Origin of the sequence: Moraxella boevrei DSM 14165 (genome assembly GCF_000379845.1) — a bacterium.
Lineage (GTDB): Bacteria > Pseudomonadota > Gammaproteobacteria > Pseudomonadales > Moraxellaceae > Faucicola > Faucicola boevrei.
On sequence record NZ_KB903774.1, the window covers coordinates 41,163 to 57,587 of the forward strand.

13 protein-coding genes are annotated in these 16,425 nt (G+C 40.8%); 4 read left to right on the top strand and 9 right to left on the bottom strand.

The genetic code is table 11. The features are described 5' to 3' along the window. Nucleotides 1-75 precede the first annotated feature (75 nt). Nucleotides 76-1,500 (top strand): UDP-N-acetylmuramate:L-alanyl-gamma-D-glutamyl-meso-diaminopimelate ligase, encoded by a 1,425-nt coding sequence (gene mpl, locus A3G3_RS0103310; RefSeq protein WP_019519126.1) that lies wholly within the window; start codon nucleotides 76-78, stop codon nucleotides 1,498-1,500. A gap of 318 nt (nucleotides 1,501-1,818) precedes the next feature. Here the strand turns inward: mpl and A3G3_RS0103315 are convergent, their stop codons facing one another. From A3G3_RS0103315 to rpmH, 8 genes are all read right to left on the bottom strand, one after another. Then, nucleotides 1,819-2,829, bottom strand: coding sequence for an adenosine kinase (locus tag A3G3_RS0103315; protein WP_019519127.1), 1,011 nt, complete (start codon nucleotides 2,827-2,829; stop codon nucleotides 1,819-1,821). 538 nt (nucleotides 2,830-3,367) lie between these two features. Further along, nucleotides 3,368-4,447 carry a bifunctional diaminohydroxyphosphoribosylaminopyrimidine deaminase/5-amino-6-(5-phosphoribosylamino)uracil reductase RibD gene (gene ribD / locus A3G3_RS0103325; protein ID WP_019519129.1) on the bottom strand — a complete coding sequence of 360 codons (1,080 nt, stop codon included), beginning with the start codon at nucleotides 4,445-4,447 and terminating at the stop codon, nucleotides 3,368-3,370. Nucleotides 4,448-4,457: 10 nt separating this feature from the next. Next, the gene (nrdR, locus tag A3G3_RS0103330; protein WP_019519130.1) at nucleotides 4,458-4,928 is read right to left on the bottom strand and encodes a transcriptional regulator NrdR; all 471 of its coding nucleotides are present in this window, start codon (nucleotides 4,926-4,928) and stop codon (nucleotides 4,458-4,460) included. A gap of 22 nt (nucleotides 4,929-4,950) precedes the next feature. Next, on the bottom strand, nucleotides 4,951-6,330 hold the full coding sequence (gene mnmE / locus A3G3_RS0103335) for a tRNA uridine-5-carboxymethylaminomethyl(34) synthesis GTPase MnmE (RefSeq protein WP_019519131.1): 1,380 nt from the start codon (nucleotides 6,328-6,330) through the stop codon (nucleotides 4,951-4,953). A 98-nt stretch (nucleotides 6,331-6,428) separates the two neighbouring features. Further along, nucleotides 6,429-8,132 carry a membrane protein insertase YidC gene (gene yidC / locus A3G3_RS0103340; RefSeq protein WP_019519132.1) on the bottom strand — a complete coding sequence of 568 codons (1,704 nt, stop codon included), beginning with the start codon at nucleotides 8,130-8,132 and terminating at the stop codon, nucleotides 6,429-6,431. A 242-nt stretch (nucleotides 8,133-8,374) separates the two neighbouring features. Next, a complete protein-coding gene (yidD, locus tag A3G3_RS0103345; RefSeq protein ID WP_019519133.1) occupies nucleotides 8,375-8,686 on the bottom strand; it encodes a membrane protein insertion efficiency factor YidD in 312 nt (103 codons plus the stop codon). After that, the gene (gene rnpA, locus A3G3_RS0103350; RefSeq protein ID WP_156802083.1) at nucleotides 8,667-9,104 is read right to left on the bottom strand and encodes a ribonuclease P protein component; all 438 of its coding nucleotides are present in this window, start codon (nucleotides 9,102-9,104) and stop codon (nucleotides 8,667-8,669) included. The genes yidD and rnpA overlap by 20 nt, the downstream gene beginning before the upstream one ends. A 204-nt stretch (nucleotides 9,105-9,308) precedes the next feature. Continuing rightward, nucleotides 9,309-9,443 carry a 50S ribosomal protein L34 gene (gene rpmH, locus A3G3_RS0103355; RefSeq protein ID WP_009767032.1) on the bottom strand — a complete coding sequence of 45 codons (135 nt, stop codon included), beginning with the start codon at nucleotides 9,441-9,443 and terminating at the stop codon, nucleotides 9,309-9,311. Between the two features lie 635 nt (nucleotides 9,444-10,078). Between rpmH and dnaA the strand changes: the two genes are divergently transcribed. The 3 genes from dnaA to recF are packed head-to-tail and all read left to right on the top strand — an operon-like array spanning nucleotide 10,079 to nucleotide 13,881. Continuing rightward, nucleotides 10,079-11,476 (top strand): chromosomal replication initiator protein DnaA, encoded by a 1,398-nt coding sequence (gene dnaA, locus A3G3_RS0103365; protein ID WP_019519136.1) that lies wholly within the window; start codon nucleotides 10,079-10,081, stop codon nucleotides 11,474-11,476. Nucleotides 11,477-11,511: 35 nt separating this feature from the next. After that, nucleotides 11,512-12,684 (top strand): DNA polymerase III subunit beta, encoded by a 1,173-nt coding sequence (gene dnaN, locus A3G3_RS0103370; RefSeq protein WP_026212825.1) that lies wholly within the window; start codon nucleotides 11,512-11,514, stop codon nucleotides 12,682-12,684. 15 nt (nucleotides 12,685-12,699) lie between these two features. Continuing rightward, the gene (gene recF, locus A3G3_RS0103375) at nucleotides 12,700-13,881 is read left to right on the top strand and encodes a DNA replication/repair protein RecF (RefSeq protein WP_019519138.1); all 1,182 of its coding nucleotides are present in this window, start codon (nucleotides 12,700-12,702) and stop codon (nucleotides 13,879-13,881) included. 79 nt (nucleotides 13,882-13,960) lie between these two features. Here recF and A3G3_RS0103380 read toward each other — a convergent pair whose 3' ends face one another. Then, on the bottom strand, nucleotides 13,961-16,417 hold the full coding sequence (locus A3G3_RS0103380) for a TonB-dependent hemoglobin/transferrin/lactoferrin family receptor (protein WP_040631200.1): 2,457 nt from the start codon (nucleotides 16,415-16,417) through the stop codon (nucleotides 13,961-13,963). Between the last annotated feature and the right edge of the window lie 8 nt (nucleotides 16,418-16,425).

The following is a 16,425-nucleotide window of genomic DNA, read 5'->3' on the forward strand; positions in this document are numbered from 1 at the left end:
TTTTTAATTTGTGTTAAAATGTTCGGTCAGTTTTCCAGTCAATTTTTTGAATAAATTTAATAAAAAGGCAATACCATGCACATTCATTTTTTAGGCATTTGTGGCACATTTATGGGGTCGCTTGCTTTGCTCGCTCGTGAACTTGGACACACGGTCACAGGCTCGGATACTGCCATTTATCCGCCCATGTCCACCCAATTACAGACCGCTGGCGTGGATATTATGGAAGGCTACAAGGCTGAACACTTACAGCCTGCTCCCGATTTGGTTGTGGTTGGCAACGTCTGCAAACGTGGTATGGAAGCGGTGGAATATATGTTAAACAATCGCTTGCGGTACACATCAGGACCACAGTTTTTATCTGAACACGTCTTACAAAACCGCCATGTTCTAGCGGTGGCAGGCACGCACGGCAAAACCACCACTACCACAATGCTGGCGTGGATTTTGCAATATGCGGGCATTGATACAGGCTTTTTGATTGGCGGTGTGCCACTCGTTAGCACTGACGATGAGCGTCTAAGAAAAGCTTTTAAACACAGCTCGCATTTGGGTACGGACAAAACGTCTGACAAAGATGGCTATTTTGTGATTGAAGCGGATGAGTATGATTCGGCTTTTTTTGATAAGCGGTCAAAGTTCGTGCATTATCGCCCAGCCACAGCGATTTTAAATAATCTTGAATACGACCACGCGGATATTTTTGCCGATTTAAACGCCATTCAAACCCAATTTCACCACATGATACGCATGATTCCAAGTGATGGCAAAATCATCATGCCAAATAATACCGAAAGTTTGGAGGAAACCATTAAGAAAGGTTATTGGACACCGATTTGGCGAGCGGGTTTTGACAATCAATCTGATTGGCAAGGAAAGTTATTAAAAGACGATGGCTCATCATTTGGCATACAATTTGGCAATGACAAAGGCGAAGTAAATTGGTCCATGAGCGGTTTACACAGCGTAAACAACGGGCTTGTGGCGATTGCCGCCGCTTACCATGTCGGTGTGTCGGTAGAAAAGGCGTGCGAAGCCTTGTCAAATTTTGCAGGGATTAAACGCCGTATGGAGTTAGTCGGACACGTTGCCAAAAACAGTGGCAGTATAGAAGTCTATGACGACTTTGCCCACCACCCAACGGCGATTGAAACCACGCTAGACGGAGCAAAAAAACGCTTCGCCAACAACTTCAATCGTAAAATTTGGGCAATCATTGAGCCACGTTCCAATACTATGAAACTTGGCACACATCAAGGATTACTTGCACCATCTGCTAGCCTTGCTGACCATGTCATTTGGTATGAGCCGAAAAATCTTGATTGGTCGGTGAAAAATGCGATTGGGCAAGCGAAAAATCAAATCGTGTTAAATTCAGTTGATGACATTATCAATTACGTTGTCCAACATATTGGTCAAGAGGATGCAGTGATTATCATGTCTAACGGTGGATTTGAGGGTATTCATGGTAAACTCGTGAAGGCATTAACAGACAAATGATGTGTCTGTGCAGTTCGAATGCACCTTTTGGCGAGTGCTGTCAAAAGCTACCTTTAGGGAAAATCGCCAAGCTTAGCGAACAGTTCATGCGTTCTCACTATTCAGCGTTTTTCGTGCAAAATATTGATTATATTAAAAGAAAGTATTAATCATGGGGCTGAACTAGATAAGCCCTAAATAGATTTTAAGTTTTTCCATTCGGAATGAGGTGGTCGAAGTCTAGGAGAACCACTTCGCTATGCTATCTCTTGCGAAGCAGTGCGTCTCACATCATGAACGTTTTTCCAGAAAAGTATATTTAATGAAAAATACCAAAAATCATAAGACACTTTGATATTGCTCAGCAGTTAATCTTGCCCCAAATTGTGCAATGACTTGACTTGCCACACCGCTTGCCAATTTACCACAGCTTAACAAATCTTGTCCACTGGCAAAGGCATGCAAAAATGCCCCTGAATAACTGTCGCCTGCCCCTGTCGTATCCAACACATTTTCTACCGCTAATGCAGGGATAAATACTTGATTATTATCATGTTTTTCCACCAAATAATCGGCTTGATACGCCACCATTGTGCCACTTGCCCCATTGGTTACCACCGCCATTTTTGCCACATTTAACAAGGATTGGCAAGCGGTGTCATGTGTGGTTGCATTGGTGTAAAGTTTGGCTTCTTCACAGTTGCAAAACACCACATCCACGCCACCTGCCAACATCGTATCCAAGCCGTCTTTGGCAAACTTTACCACTGCAGGGTCGGCAAAACTCACGGCAATTTTTACGCCATGTTGCATCGCTTGCTGTTTTAATGTCACAATCGCCGACTGAATGGACGGTGACATCGCCAAATAACCTTCAATATACAACCAATCGGCATCCGCTAATTGGCCAAAATCCACGGCATTTTCGTCAATTTCTGCTGAAATACCCAAATGCGTCTGCATGGTCCGTTCCGCATCAGGGCTAACCAGCGATAGACAAGTCCCAGTAACACCCTGTTTTGACAAAGATTTTTTCGATGTTTTTACCCCAATTTGGTTTAAATCCCGCAAATAAAACCGCCCCAACGCATCATCCGCCACTTGACAAATATAAAAGGTCTCACTGCCCAAACTCGCCATTGCCACAATCGCATTGGCGGACGACCCACCGCTTGCCTGTTTGCTCACGCTGATTTGTTGCTCTTCAAGCGACTGCATCAACGCCTGTTGTTCCGCTTGGCTCGCCAAGGTCATATTGCCTTTTTCTAAGCCTGTATTTGTCAACTGTGCATCATTTAACAAAAACTCAATGTCCACAAGGGCGTTACCAATACCGATAATTTTTGCCATAATCCACCTATTATCTTAATAAAATTTGCTAAAAAAATGAATAAAAAACCTCCTTATTTTAGCACAAACCACACAAATAAACACCTTGCTTTTATCCCAAAAAACCTGTCTACTCCGCACGTAAACAAAAAAATATTGTTAAAATTTACTAAAAAAAAGCATTGTAAACTTTTAAAATTAAATTTTCATTAAAAAGTTTTGGCAAAAATTACCAATATTGTGGATAACTTTATTTATGAACAATTTTTTGACCCTTTTAAAAAGTTACCCACAATTAACGTCGTAAGATTAAATTTATCACAAGCAAATCATGTTCCACGTGAAACATTGTAAAGATAAGGCTTTTAAAATACGTTTCACTTGAAATACCCTTTTTTAACGTTCCACGTGAAACAGTTATCCACCATTTTAAAAATCACTTTTCCAATAAGGCAGAATCTTTATTAAAGCTGTGGATAACTTTTCAATCCACAAAAAAAACGCCCATTATAGCGGTTTACATCGTTAAACATCATGTATTTTTGCTAATCAATCCTACTCACAGTGCTGTAAAAGTTAACTTTAAATCATTGCCCATGGTTTCACGTGAAACCAAGCTAAATCGCAACTGCTCGCTAATGCTGTTAAAGTCTGCTGTAAACATCGATTTAGCAGAATTCCCCAATAAACATGGTGCTTGATAAACAATCAACTCGTCAACCAAATCTGCCTGTAAAAACGCTGTTGCCACACTTGCCCCAGCTTCTACCAAAACATCGTGAATTTGATATTTGTCTTTTAAAGTTTGCAAAACTTCTTTTAAATCCATATCATCTTGACATAACCAAAGGGGGCGGTTTTGCTGATATTGTAAACACTCATCGGTTAATTTTAAACGCTTACGACGGTCTAGGACAACTAATAATGGCTGTTCAATATCCGCTAAATTAGCAATCTGACCGCTTCTGACATCGAGGCGTGGCGTATCTGTCATTATGGTTTCACTGCCTGTAATGATTGCCCCTGACATCGCTCGCAGTCGCTGTACATCATCTCGTGCATCATCACCTGTTATCCATTTGGATTCACCGTTTACCATTGCGATTTTACCGTCTAGGCTACACGCTATTTTTAAACGGACATAAGGCAGACCGCCCGACATGGTTTTTAAAAAACCTTTATTTAAGGCTTTCGCATCATTCTGGCATATAGGTATGATGACCTCTATGCCAGCATTTTGCAATTTAGCTATCCCACCACCAGCGACTTTGGGATTGGGGTCAGTGGTGGCAATGACCACACGGCTGATTTTTGCGTTGATTAACGCATCGGCACACGGTGGCGTGCGTCCATAATGACTGCATGGTTCAAGCGTTACATAAGCGGTAGCCCCTGTTAAATCATCGCCAGTATTTTGCACAGCTTGACGCAAGGCAAAGACTTCGGCGTGCGGTTGCCCCGCTTTATAATGATAGCCTTGTCCGATAACTTCACCATCTTTGACAATCACACAGCCTACGCACGGATTGGGGCGAGTGGTAAATTGCCCTTTTTTTGCCAAATTGATTGCCAACGTCATAAAATAACGGTCTTGGCTTGATACAGTTTTTGTATTGGTATTTGTTATTAAATTTGTCATACGTTTTACGTCACTCGTTGTCAGGTTTATTGTCATCAGAGAGCGTGGAGAGGGCTTCTTTAAAGGCTTCAATATCCTGAAAATCCTTATACACACTAGCAAAACGTACGTACGCCACGTCATCAAGCTCTTTTAATTCCGCCATGACAATCTCGCCTAAAAAGTGGCTTGTTACTTCTCGCTCGCCTGATTGACGCAATTTTTTTTCAATTCGGCTAATCATGGCTTCAATGCTATCGGTGGCAATCGGACGTTTTTGCAAGGGCAACAGGATAGAACGACGCAGTTTTTGGCTGTCGTATGGCTCAACCCGTCCGCTAGATTTGGCGATACGTGGCATCACGGCTTCAATAATCTCAAAGGTGGTAAACCGTTCGCTACAGGTGATACATTGGCGACGACGGCGAACTTGAGCCCCTTCGGCAGCTAGGCGTGAGTCTAGCACTTTGGTGTCGATAGCGTTACAAAATGGGCAGTACATAAAAAATATCCTTATAAATCAATTATTTACCAATACAAAAACTGCCAAAAATCTTACCCAGTAAATCATCGGCAGTAAATTCGCCTGTAATTTCACTTAAACTTGTTTGGGCAAGTCGCAAACTCTCCGCCACGAGTTCCCCAGCGTGATAGACGTGCAACTGTTCATCAGCGTCATTTAACGCCGTTTGTACACGTTTTAGTGCATCAAGGTGGCGAGTTCGTGCAATCAGCGTGTTTTCTGGTGGGTGAAAGCCAACTTTTTCGCAGATTTTGTCAATCAATTCGGTTAGCCCGCTTTGGGTTTCACATGAAACATACACAGGATTAAATCCGTCAATTTCTTGTGATAGTTCTTGAGAATTTAACTTATCAATTTTATTGCCAATGAATAACATATTTTTAGGATTTGGCAATTCGCCAAAGAGTTCCTCGGCAAGCAAAACAGGGTTATCCGTTATCGTTACATCATAAACAAGGAGCAATAAATCAGCGGTGGTTATCGCTGTTCTAGCTCGGTCAATACCTGCTTTTTCAACCACATCATCGGTTTCACGCAGACCTGCAGTATCCGTTATATTCACAGTCAAACCTTTTAAAATCAAGGTTTCTTGTAAAATATCTCGCGTCGTGCCTGCTATGTCGGTCACGATGGCTCGCTCGATACCTGCCAAACGATTTAACAGGCTTGATTTGCCTGCATTCGGTCGTCCTGCAATCACCACCGACACGCCGTCACGCAAAAGTTGCCCTTGCTCGGCAGTGGCAAGCACGTCCGCTACCTGTGATTTTAGGGCGTTTAATTGGTTGCTAATGGCTGAATCGGCTAAAAAATCCACATCTTCTTCATCAGGAAAATCAATGGTGGCTTCAACGTGCAATCTTAAATGAATTAATTTTTCTAACAACGCATTGATTTTTTTAGAAAATTCACCTGTTAAAGACCGCATCGCACCTTTTGCTGCAGCGATACTGGTCGCATCAATCGCATCGGCGATGGCCTCGGCTTGCACCAAATCCATTTTCTCATTATCAAAGGCACGCATGGAAAATTCGCCTGCGGTAGCTTGTCTTGCCCCAAGTTCATAACAGCGAGCGAGCAATTGCTCTTGTAAAATCATCCCACCATGTCCTTGAATTTCAACGACATCTTCACCTGTAAATGAGTGTGGTGCGTTAAAAAATAACACCAATCCTTCGTCTAAAATCACATGTTTTTCATCATAAAAACGACAAAAATGTGCGTAACGTGGCGTAAAATCTTTTGTACGATTTGTAAGCTTTTTAGCAATCTCATGGGCGGTTTTCCCTGATAAGCGAATAACACCGACACCACCCCGTCCGATAGGACTTGCGATGGCAACAATGGTGGGTTGTTGATCTATTTTTGCATTATTCATCATTATTTTTCTTTACCATTAAATTGGCGTTATTTTAACATTCCTTCAAAAAAAAATCCCCACTAATTTTTTAGCAGGGATTTTACAATTTGAACGTTAGATTAAACCAAATTTTTTAACGCCTCTTTTTTGGCTTGTTCTTTTTCTACTTTTTTATTGATGACATATTGTTGAGCCATACTAAACACATTATTCACTGTCCAATACAATACCAAACCTGCAGGGAAGAACAACATAAACACCGTAAAAATAATTGGCATAAATTTCAATACTTTAGCTTGCATTGGGTCAGTTGGTTGTGGGTTTAAAGCTTGTTGGCAGAACATCGCCGCCCCCATTAACAATGGCAAAATAAAGTAAGGATCCATCGATGATAAGTCTTTAATCCACAAAATCCACGGTGCGTGGCGTAACTGCACGCTTTCCACTAACACCCAGTACAACGCTAAGAAAATCGGCATTTGCAAGAAAATCGGCAAACACCCCGCCATCGGATTGACCTTTTCTTCTTTGTAGATTTTCATCATTTCTTGGCTCATCCGCATCCGGTCGTCGCCAAATTCGTCTTTTAACGCTTGTAACCGTGGGGCAACTGCACGCATTTTTGCCATAGAATAATAGCTTTTATTGGCAATCGGCATTAAGGCAATCTTAACAATTAATGTCAAAATGATAATCGCCCAACCCCAGTTACCAATCACTTTATGCACGCTGTCCAAAATCCAAAATAAGAATTTTGAAATTGGCCACAAAATGCCGTAATCCACAGTTTGGTCAAGCCCTTCTGCCAATGGACGTAGGTTATCTTGTACTTTTGGACCCGCATATAGCGTTGTTGTCAAGGTTAATTGCTTGCCATCAGAGACTTCCACAGGGTTACTGGTAAAGCCGATAATATGCTCATTGGCGTTTTCACGGCTGTAAAAATTCGCCACATAGCCTTGTGGCACCCACGCCGAGACAAAGTAATGCTGAATCATACCCACCCAGCCTTTGTCGCTACTGCCTTTTAATTCACCATCATTAAAATTACCAAACTTTAGTTTATTATAAGGGCTAGCAGGCGTTCCCCATGCCCCACCCAAATAAGTGGCAACGCTCATCATGCCTTTACCAGCCAGCCCTGGGTCGGTACTGCCATCGCGTTTTAACTGGGCATAAAGTTGACCTTGCCAACCTTTACCCGTTGGGTTATTAATGTTATAACTCACCGCAATCGGATATTGCCCTTTGGTAAAGGTGTAAGTTTTGGTAATAATCACGCCGTCTTTTTCATAGGTCAACGGCACGACAAGCTGATTATCGGTGTCTTTCATCACATATTGTTGACTTGCCGAGTGGTATTTAGCACGACCTTCTGTTGTATCAATGCCATCACGCCCAATCAGCCCAGATTGTGCTACATACACCCGATTGGCATCGCTTTCTAACAGCACAAACGGCTGTTGACTGCCAAGCGTCGCATTATAATTGCGTAACGCCGTGTAAACCACATCACCACCAACTGGATTAATCCGAATATCATATTTATCCGTCAACACCGAAATCAACCCTTCCGTTGGCTCAGCCGACTGCACCGCAGGCACGCCTTTAGTCGCCACCACAGGCACATCGCTACCAGTTGAACCAAGCGTGGTTTGATTGGCATTTGGCACATCATTGCCACTCACTGATTGAGCCACAGGTGATGCACCTGAGACCACCGTTGAGCCAACATTGGCATAATCATCACGCCAAGCCAAAATCAGCAAATAACTGGTAATCAACATGGCAATGATAATCAACGTCCGTAAAATTTTTTGCATATCGCTATCCTATCCAAAGAACACTCTAAACAATTGTTTAACCATTAAAACAATTATCATCAAACATTCCTACCGCCCTTTGGTAAACTTTGACAAACTTTATCAAAATTGTTAAATCCAAAAGACAGCTATCAAGCACAAAACACCTTGGCAAAATACCAAAACACTCTATTTTACTAAAAAAACCGTAAAAAAGATATTTTTATCAACAATTAAAACAAAAAAACTGTCAAAAACAATCACTAACCACGCCGCCAATACCGCACAAAATAACCCTTTGGCATCGCTGGTACCCACACAAAACGATAACGGTATAACGGCAAGGGCACAAAATCCACCCCAGAACCGCCCCACGGATGACAACGACAAATCCGCCGAACCCCCAACCAACCACCACGCACACCGCCATGCAAGCGTACCGCTTCTAAACCGTACGCCGAACAAGTCGGATAAAAACGACAGCGAGCGGGCAATAATGGACTGATTACATAACGGTAAAACTTTATCAATCCCAACAAAAGTTGAGATAATAACTTATCCAATACTTGTTTCATCGGTAGATTGAACGGATGAAAAGCGTTGGGCTTTGTGGATAATTTGTTGAAAGCCTGCTTGAATTTGAGTATTTAACACTTCATTTGGCAAATCTTGCGTACTAATTTTTACTATCAACACCACATCAAAGCACATGTTTTTTGCTACAAAATCAGCTTGATTCAAGCGAAAATACTCACGCACCAAGCGTTTTAAGCGATTACGTTGATTGGCACGTTTCAATTTTTTCTTGGTAATTGCCAAACCCAAACGGCAAGGTTTAGTTGGATTTTGTTCCTGCATTTTGACAAAAAACAAAATATTTGGCTGATGCACCTTAAAACTTGGTGTATCAAAAACAGGTTTAAAATCAGCCGATGCTAACAAGCGTTGTGATTTATCAAACTCAAACACCGACTTTTTATTCACATTATTCACAATTTAACCCACAATTTTCCAACAAACTGCCTATTTTCATTGATTTTTTTTATCCCAACACGTAGTGGGGTGGGTTAGCAAAGTGTAACCCACCAAAAATGCACTTATATTTTATAATCAACAAATAGAAAAAAAGCGATATAATTACTTACATCGCTTTTTACACTTTATCACTAAAACAATCAAACGTTTAACAGATAGGAATTACACGGTTAAACGATGACGACCTTTTGCACGACGACGTGCCAACACTTGACGACCGTTTTTTGTTGCCATACGAGCACGGAAACCATGAGTGCGTTTGCGCTTGATTTCGCTTGGTTGGAAAGTACGTTTCATAATATTTTCACCTTTGGGGTTAAATGCCAAAAAATATTTAACCGATAGGGGTTAAATTCTTTACAAAAATAGATAACTTGCTATTATCTTATGTTTATGGATTAAAGTCAAGTATAAAATTTAATTGAGGTTTAAAATTTGTCCTAATTTAACAATCTTAATTATTTTAATTTATAAACTATAATTTAAATAAAAATAAATAATATAATTAAATCAATGAAACTCCTACAAATTTTTATCTAAAATTTCTAAACAGTTATTTAAATTCATTTTTAAATTTTAAGATTGATATATTTTTTAAATTAAACAAAATTTTATACTTTTTCAGTTTAACTTTGTCGTATTTAATTTTTGAAATTTAAAAAGTTATCCACAAAATATTTTTCCCTAATATTAATATAATATATTTTAATTTATTATTATTAATAGTTTTGTTTTTTGTGGAAAACTTAAAAAATAATATCAAAAACAATATTTTGAATTGTTGAAAAATATGTATATAACTCGTGTATAATTTGTGATTAAATCTCTTAAAAAAGTTATCCATATATTTTTCCACATACTTTTCCACAATAAAATACTTCTCTCTTCACGCAGTTTATGTTAAAATATACACTGATTTTGGAGGATATCCTATGTTAAGCACTTTATGGCAACGCTGTGTTGATGAGTTAAAACATCAATTGCCTGATAATATTTTTACCATGTGGATACGTCCGTTGTCTGCACATGAAACCCAATCAATTGAATTTGGTGATGTGTTAGTCGTGACTGTGCCAAATGATTATTTTGCCAGTTATGTGGAAAAAAATTATTTATCTCAAATTCAGGATTTGGTAAAACAACTTGAACCCGAGCGGAATATTTTGGTCAAAATTCAGGTGAATAAAGACCCTGTTTTTTTGATGCCTGTTAATCAAGAAAGCACCAGCCCAACAACCGCTTCTACAAATTTTGGCACGCAAAATAATCAGCAGGCGAACGTTAATGGGGGTAAGGCAGAAAAGTTACAAGCCTTTCAAACCTTAGATAAAATGTTTACTTTTGAGCAGTTTGTGACGGGCAAAGCCAACCAGATTGCCTATAGTTTTTGTAAAGAGACGGTCAATCATTTGGGCGACTCCAAAAACAATCCGTTGTTTTTGTATGGCTCAACGGGCTTGGGGAAAACCCATTTAATGCAAGCGGTCGCTCATGATGTAATCAAGCAAGGCAAAAGTTTTTATTATTTTAGTTCGGATAAATTTGTCAATCATTTGGTACACGCTTTGCGTACGAGTAAGATTGATGAGTTTAAAGAAAAAATTAAAAAAGTTGATTTGCTGATTATTGACGATATTCATGTGATTGCGGGAAAGCCCAAAAGTAGCGAAGAATTTTTGGTATTGTTCAATGATTTTATTGGGAATAACAAACAGGTGATTTTGGCATCTGACCGCCACCCCAGTGCCTTGGTGGATTTTGATGAATATACCAAATCTCGGCTGTTGGGTGGGATGTCGGTTGCACTTGAACCACCTGAGTTAGAAACGCGTATTCAGATTTTACAAAAAAAGGCAAAATCCCAAGACGTGATTTTGCCAAAAGATTGTGCGATTTTTATGGCTCAACACATTGTGGCAAATGTGCGAGAATTGGAGGGGGCGTTAAACAAAGTCTTAGCGATGGCTCGTTTGTTAAACCAAGATGTGGCATTGGATTTGGTACAAATGGCGCTCAAAGATGTCATTGCCATTCGTGTGCAAGCGGTGAGTATGGAAAATATTCGCAAAGTTGTTGCCGAATTTTACAATGTGTCCATTAAAGATATCATGGGCAAAAAACGCTCTCGCAACATTGCTCGCCCTCGCCAAGTTGCCATGGCATTGGCACGAGAATTGACTAACAATAGCTTGATTGATATTGGGCAATCGTTTGGTGGGCGAGACCATACCACTGTGATGCACGCTTGTGAGAAAGTGCAAGAATTGTGTTTGACCGATGCGATGTTTGAAAAAGATTATCGTTCGTTAAAATTGATGTTGCAAACTTAAAAAATTTTATCCTTTAACCATTTTTGAGAAGTGTTATGCAATTAGTTATGTCCCGAGACGTGTTGTTACACGCTGTTAACCTGATTTCAAAAGCCTCTGACAAACGTCACAACATGGCGATTTTGGGCAATTTAAAACTGGCATTGACTGAACAACAGTTGGTAATGACTGCGTCAGATTTGGAAGTGGAACTTCAAGCCACGCTAAATTTGCCAATAGGTGCGTGCCGACAAGTAGGGCAAATCACGGTGCCTGCCAATAAATTTAAAGACATTGTTAAGTTGTTGCCCGAAGAGAATGTGTCATTGATCGTTGGTGATGATTTGCAATGCGTGATTAAAAGCGGCAAAAGTACTTTTAAACTTGGCACGTTGCCTGCCGAAGATTTTCCGATGCTTGGCGAACCTGAAAAAGTGACACCCGTTCAAATCGGTCGTGATGTGTTAAGTGATTTAATGGAAAAAACTCATTTTGCGATGGCAATCCAAGATGTTCGTTATTACTTAACAGGTATGTTATTTGAGCTTAAAGATAACCAGTTAGCAACAGTGGCAACAGACGGACACCGCTTGGCATTGGCACGCACTGTCATTGAACACGCAGATGGTGCGGAATTAAATGCGATTTTACCAAGAAAAGCGGTGCATGAATTGCAACGTTTGCTCGGTGAACTCAAAAAACTCTTATCACATCATGATAATCAAATTACTTTGAATGTGGGACATGACTTTTTACAGGTGATTTTACCATTTGGTGACGTGGACAGTACAGGGCAAATGCAAAATCCGGTTTTGGTGTCGTTTACCGCCCGTTTGATTGACGGCAAATTTCCCGACTATCGCCGAGTAATGCCCCACAATACTGACAAACTTGCCCATATCAAGCAAGACCAACTGGTCAATGTGTTGCGTCGTGTGGCGTTGCTGAGTCATGAAAAAACCCGTGGTGTGGTGTTTTATTTTATAGATAGCGAAAATTTGGACATTAAAACCAGTAACAGTGAACATGATGAAGCCAGCGAACAATTAACCGTCAAATATCAAGGTGAGCCGTTAGAAATTTCGTTTAATGTAGCCTATTTGTTAGACGTGTTAAATGCGGTGAATGGCGATGTTGAGTTTCGTATGGGGCAGGCGAATGGCTCGGTGTTGCTCCGCCAAGTGGGCGACAGCTTGCATGAATTTGTGGTCATGCCAATGCGAATTTAGTTGCGAACTGAATGCATGAAAATCAGCGAATTACATATTCACCATTTTCGCAATTTACACACTTTACACCTTGCCCCCAGTCGCTGTAACGTGATTTTGGGGCAAAATGGCAGTGGCAAAACGGCGTTATTAGAAAGTATCTATTTGTTGTCGCGTGGCAAAAGTTTTCGGCATCATCAGCCTAAACACTACATCACGCACGGCAAAAAATCTACCACCATTTTTGCCAAACTGCACGCCAATTTTCATACATGGCTATCGGCAGATGGAACTGACGAGCAAACTGTCGCCATTCAAAAATCTGATGATGCTAGTACCCAGCTTCGCCACAACGGTCAAAGCGTGATTTCCCAAAGTCCAATCACCGCCTTATTACCCACCTTACTCATTGAACCTGCCAGTTTAAACGGTTTGGAAATCGGCAGTCAGCCACGCCGAGAATTGTTAGACTGGCTAGTGTTCCACGTGGAACAATCTTTTTATCCGCATTGGTTGGCGTATCAGCGTTTGTTAAAACAACGTAATTGCTTGTTAAAACAGCCAAATGCAGGTTTTTATCAACAGCAATTACAAGCGTGGGATTGGCAATTAAGCGAACACGCCCACGTTATTCATCAGTATCGTGAACAGATTTTACAAGCGTGGCAACCGCATTTTGATTCCCAAATCCAAGCGTTTTTGCCGATGTATGCCGACAAATTGCGACTACGCTATTCAGCAGGGTTTGACGTCAATCAGTCCTTTGCCGATGTGTTGGCACAGCGTTGGCAATCTGACAAAGAGTTGGGCTATACACGGCTTGGTTGTCATCGTTCTGATATGATGGTGCTACTTGATTTGGTGCATGATGATGGCGGACAAAGTCACAAACAGACCTTACCTGCGACTGATATACTATCTCGTGGCGAAAAAAAATTGTTGATGATGGCGTTACGTTTATCACAATTACCATTGTTGCAAGACGTGGGAAAAGTACCGTTGGTGCTATTAGACGATATTGGTGCAGAGCTTGATGAACGGGCGTTACACACTTTGTTAATGGGTTTAAAACAGGTAAATTCGCAGTTATTTATCAGTAGTTTGGATGAAACTATTGTACCGATTTTACAAGAAATTTGGCAAAAGAATGTCAAAGTGTTCCACGTGGAACAAGGTAAGATTATCGTGGATAATGTAGATAAATTGGCTAGAAGTTAAGTCTTTTAACCTAGTAAAAATAAAAAAGCAAATCCGTTGATTTACTTTTTTTGTTAACATTTATCTTAAAGTAAACTGTTTAAAACGCATAATTGAGCGATACAGCAAAATTCCGCCCCGGTGCGGTATAACGGTTTAAGCCTTTGGCTTGGCTGTCCACCATGGTATTTACCCCTGTTAATGCCAATGTTCTGACGTTATCCCATGGCAGGTATTTTTCATCAGTAATATTATACACGCCTGCCTGTAGGCTTAGGTCATCTTTGAGCTTGATATTACCATATAGGTCAAATACCCAGGTATTTTTCATAAAGTCATCGGTGGTAAGCCGTGCTGTGTTGCCGATACGCAAAACATCTAGCTCTCGGTTTATGCCGTTATTCATTCGCCAGCGTTTGGTTTCGTTGGCATTCTTTTTGCCAAAGTAATTGGCAACGGCATTGATTTCAAAACGTTCGTTGTGTGGCTGATAACGCAGTCCAATCAGTCCGTTTAATGGCTGAATGGCAAACAAACTTGAGCCATCGCTGGCTTCGCCTTGTTGATAGGCAAGCTGTCCAAGCACATCAAAGTTACCATAGCTTTGATAAGGCAGGCGGTAGCTACCTGTTAATGCTACACCTTTACTGGTGGCACTGTCCCGATTGATGTACAAAAAGCATTGACTGCTTGAAATCAGATTTGGCGAGATGCCACATTGACCGCCGACGGGTACATTATCACCCCTGAAATATTCTTCAGAATCAATAAAGTTATCGTATTTGTTATAATAAGCGGTGAGCTTAGCAAAACCTTCGTCCCACGATTTTTGTACGCTGATTTGTTGGTTTAATGATTTTTCTGGTTTTAGGTTAGGGTTTGGCATTTGTTCAACCGAGTTTTGGGCAAAACCTGCGTAAGCTTGCATTGCCAACGGCATCAAAAATCCTGTGCCAATTTGATAATCCAGTTGCAAATCCGCTTTTGGTTGATAGCTTAAAGCCGTTTGCCATGTAACTGCGTGATTGGTTTGTGGGGCGGTTAATGTGCCATTTTTATATGCCTGTGCAATGGCTGATGTTTTTTCTGGGCGACCGATTGCGTCTAAATAAGGCTTTCGGATATTTGTCACTTGACGCTTATAATTATCATAACGCACGCCTGCATTGAGCTGAAATTTGTCATTTAGATAAAGATTGTCTTTTAAAAAGAGCGAATAAATATCGGTTTTCACAGGCAAAGACATGATAGCAGGGTCTTCATAGCGTATGTTTTTATCTTCATAAATGGTATAGGGATCGTAATATTGGTTGGCATATTCTACCCCAAAGTTGATGCTATGTTCACCAAGCCATGTCTTGTTATCAGGTGGCATGATGTTCACAGTTTCGCCTTGTAAACTAAATTGTTTGGTGTCAAAATAGTTGGGGCGATAGCGTCTCGTCCAGTTATTAGAAAAGGTATGTACAAAGGTATCGCCAACGGTTACAATGCGTTGATTGGTATAGTCAAATTTTAGGTTGTTTAACCAAGTACTGCTGCTTGGCATATATTCATAATTGACCCCATATGCCCTGCGTTCATTTTCATCAAAACCATAGGCTTTGCCTGTGTGATTGATTTTGCTGACGGGCACATTTTGGTTAATCATATATTGAAAACTGCCATGCATACCAAACTTATGTTCATCAGTTGGCTGATAATACAGTTTTGCCAACGTGGTATCTTGGGTATAATGGGTTGGGTCTGGGTACAGATAACTGCTTTCTTTGCCTTCGCCTGTGCTATACACTTCGCCAAACTCATCTGCTGGGAAAACATGGTCAAATTTTAACCGACTGCTGTCAAAATTTCGCATATCATGGTTTTTGAGTTCATGTCCTTCACGGTGAGCATAATTTATCAATGCACGCCATTTTTCGCTACGTCCAGCCACGCCAAAGGCTTTTAGCCATTCTTGATTTTTACTGGTATAGCCGCCTTTGACATAACCGCCAACGCTTTGTCCATTTTTGATTAAATCATCAGGCTCACGGCTTTTAAACATCACCGCACCACCAATCGCACCGCTACCGCTGTTTAAAGAATCCGCCCCTTTGTTAATGGTTACCGACTGCAAGGTTTCCACATCTGCCATAAACCGAGATTCGTTCATATACCCATACGGGGTAAAAAATTCATTGGTTTCCACTTCAGGCACTCGCACGCCGTCAATCAGCATAGCGACACGATTGCCTTCCATACCTTGAATGTTAAACCCTTTTGAACCGTAACGCCCAACTTCGCCAACGCTGACTTCAGGATTATAACGCACCAAATCACGGTTATCCATGATAAGCTCTTCGGTGATTTTTTTGGCGGTGGTTTTATCGGTCAATGGTTTTGCACTGATTGTGGGGATATCGTTGTCGCCACTGGTAGCTTCAATCACAATGGTGTCTAAGGTCGCCTCTGGCTCATCGTTGGCAAGGGCAATTTGACTTTGTCCAAGCATGGCAAAACCAACCGCCATGCTCAAGGCTTTATAAGAAAATCTGGGTATGTTATCGTTATTCATGCGTCCAA

Coding starts and splice junctions, on each gene's coding strand:
- mpl (WP_019519126.1), top strand. CDS start 76: ATGCACATTCATTTTTTAGGCATTTGTGGCACATTTATGGGGTCGCTT.
- A3G3_RS0103315 (WP_019519127.1), bottom strand. CDS start 2,829: ATGGCAAAAATTATCGGTATTGGTAACGCCCTTGTGGACATTGAGTTT.
- ribD (WP_019519129.1), bottom strand. CDS start 4,447: ATGACAAATTTAATAACAAATACCAATACAAAAACTGTATCAAGCCAA.
- nrdR (WP_019519130.1), bottom strand. CDS start 4,928: ATGTACTGCCCATTTTGTAACGCTATCGACACCAAAGTGCTAGACTCA.
- mnmE (WP_019519131.1), bottom strand. CDS start 6,330: ATGATGAATAATGCAAAAATAGATCAACAACCCACCATTGTTGCCATC.
- yidC (WP_019519132.1), bottom strand. CDS start 8,132: ATGCAAAAAATTTTACGGACGTTGATTATCATTGCCATGTTGATTACC.
- yidD (WP_019519133.1), bottom strand. CDS start 8,686: ATGAAACAAGTATTGGATAAGTTATTATCTCAACTTTTGTTGGGATTG.
- rpmH (WP_009767032.1), bottom strand. CDS start 9,443: ATGAAACGTACTTTCCAACCAAGCGAAATCAAGCGCAAACGCACTCAT.
- dnaA (WP_019519136.1), top strand. CDS start 10,079: ATGTTAAGCACTTTATGGCAACGCTGTGTTGATGAGTTAAAACATCAA.
- dnaN (WP_026212825.1), top strand. CDS start 11,512: ATGCAATTAGTTATGTCCCGAGACGTGTTGTTACACGCTGTTAACCTG.
- recF (WP_019519138.1), top strand. CDS start 12,700: ATGAAAATCAGCGAATTACATATTCACCATTTTCGCAATTTACACACT.
- A3G3_RS0103380 (WP_040631200.1), bottom strand. CDS start 16,417: ATGAATAACGATAACATACCCAGATTTTCTTATAAAGCCTTGAGCATG.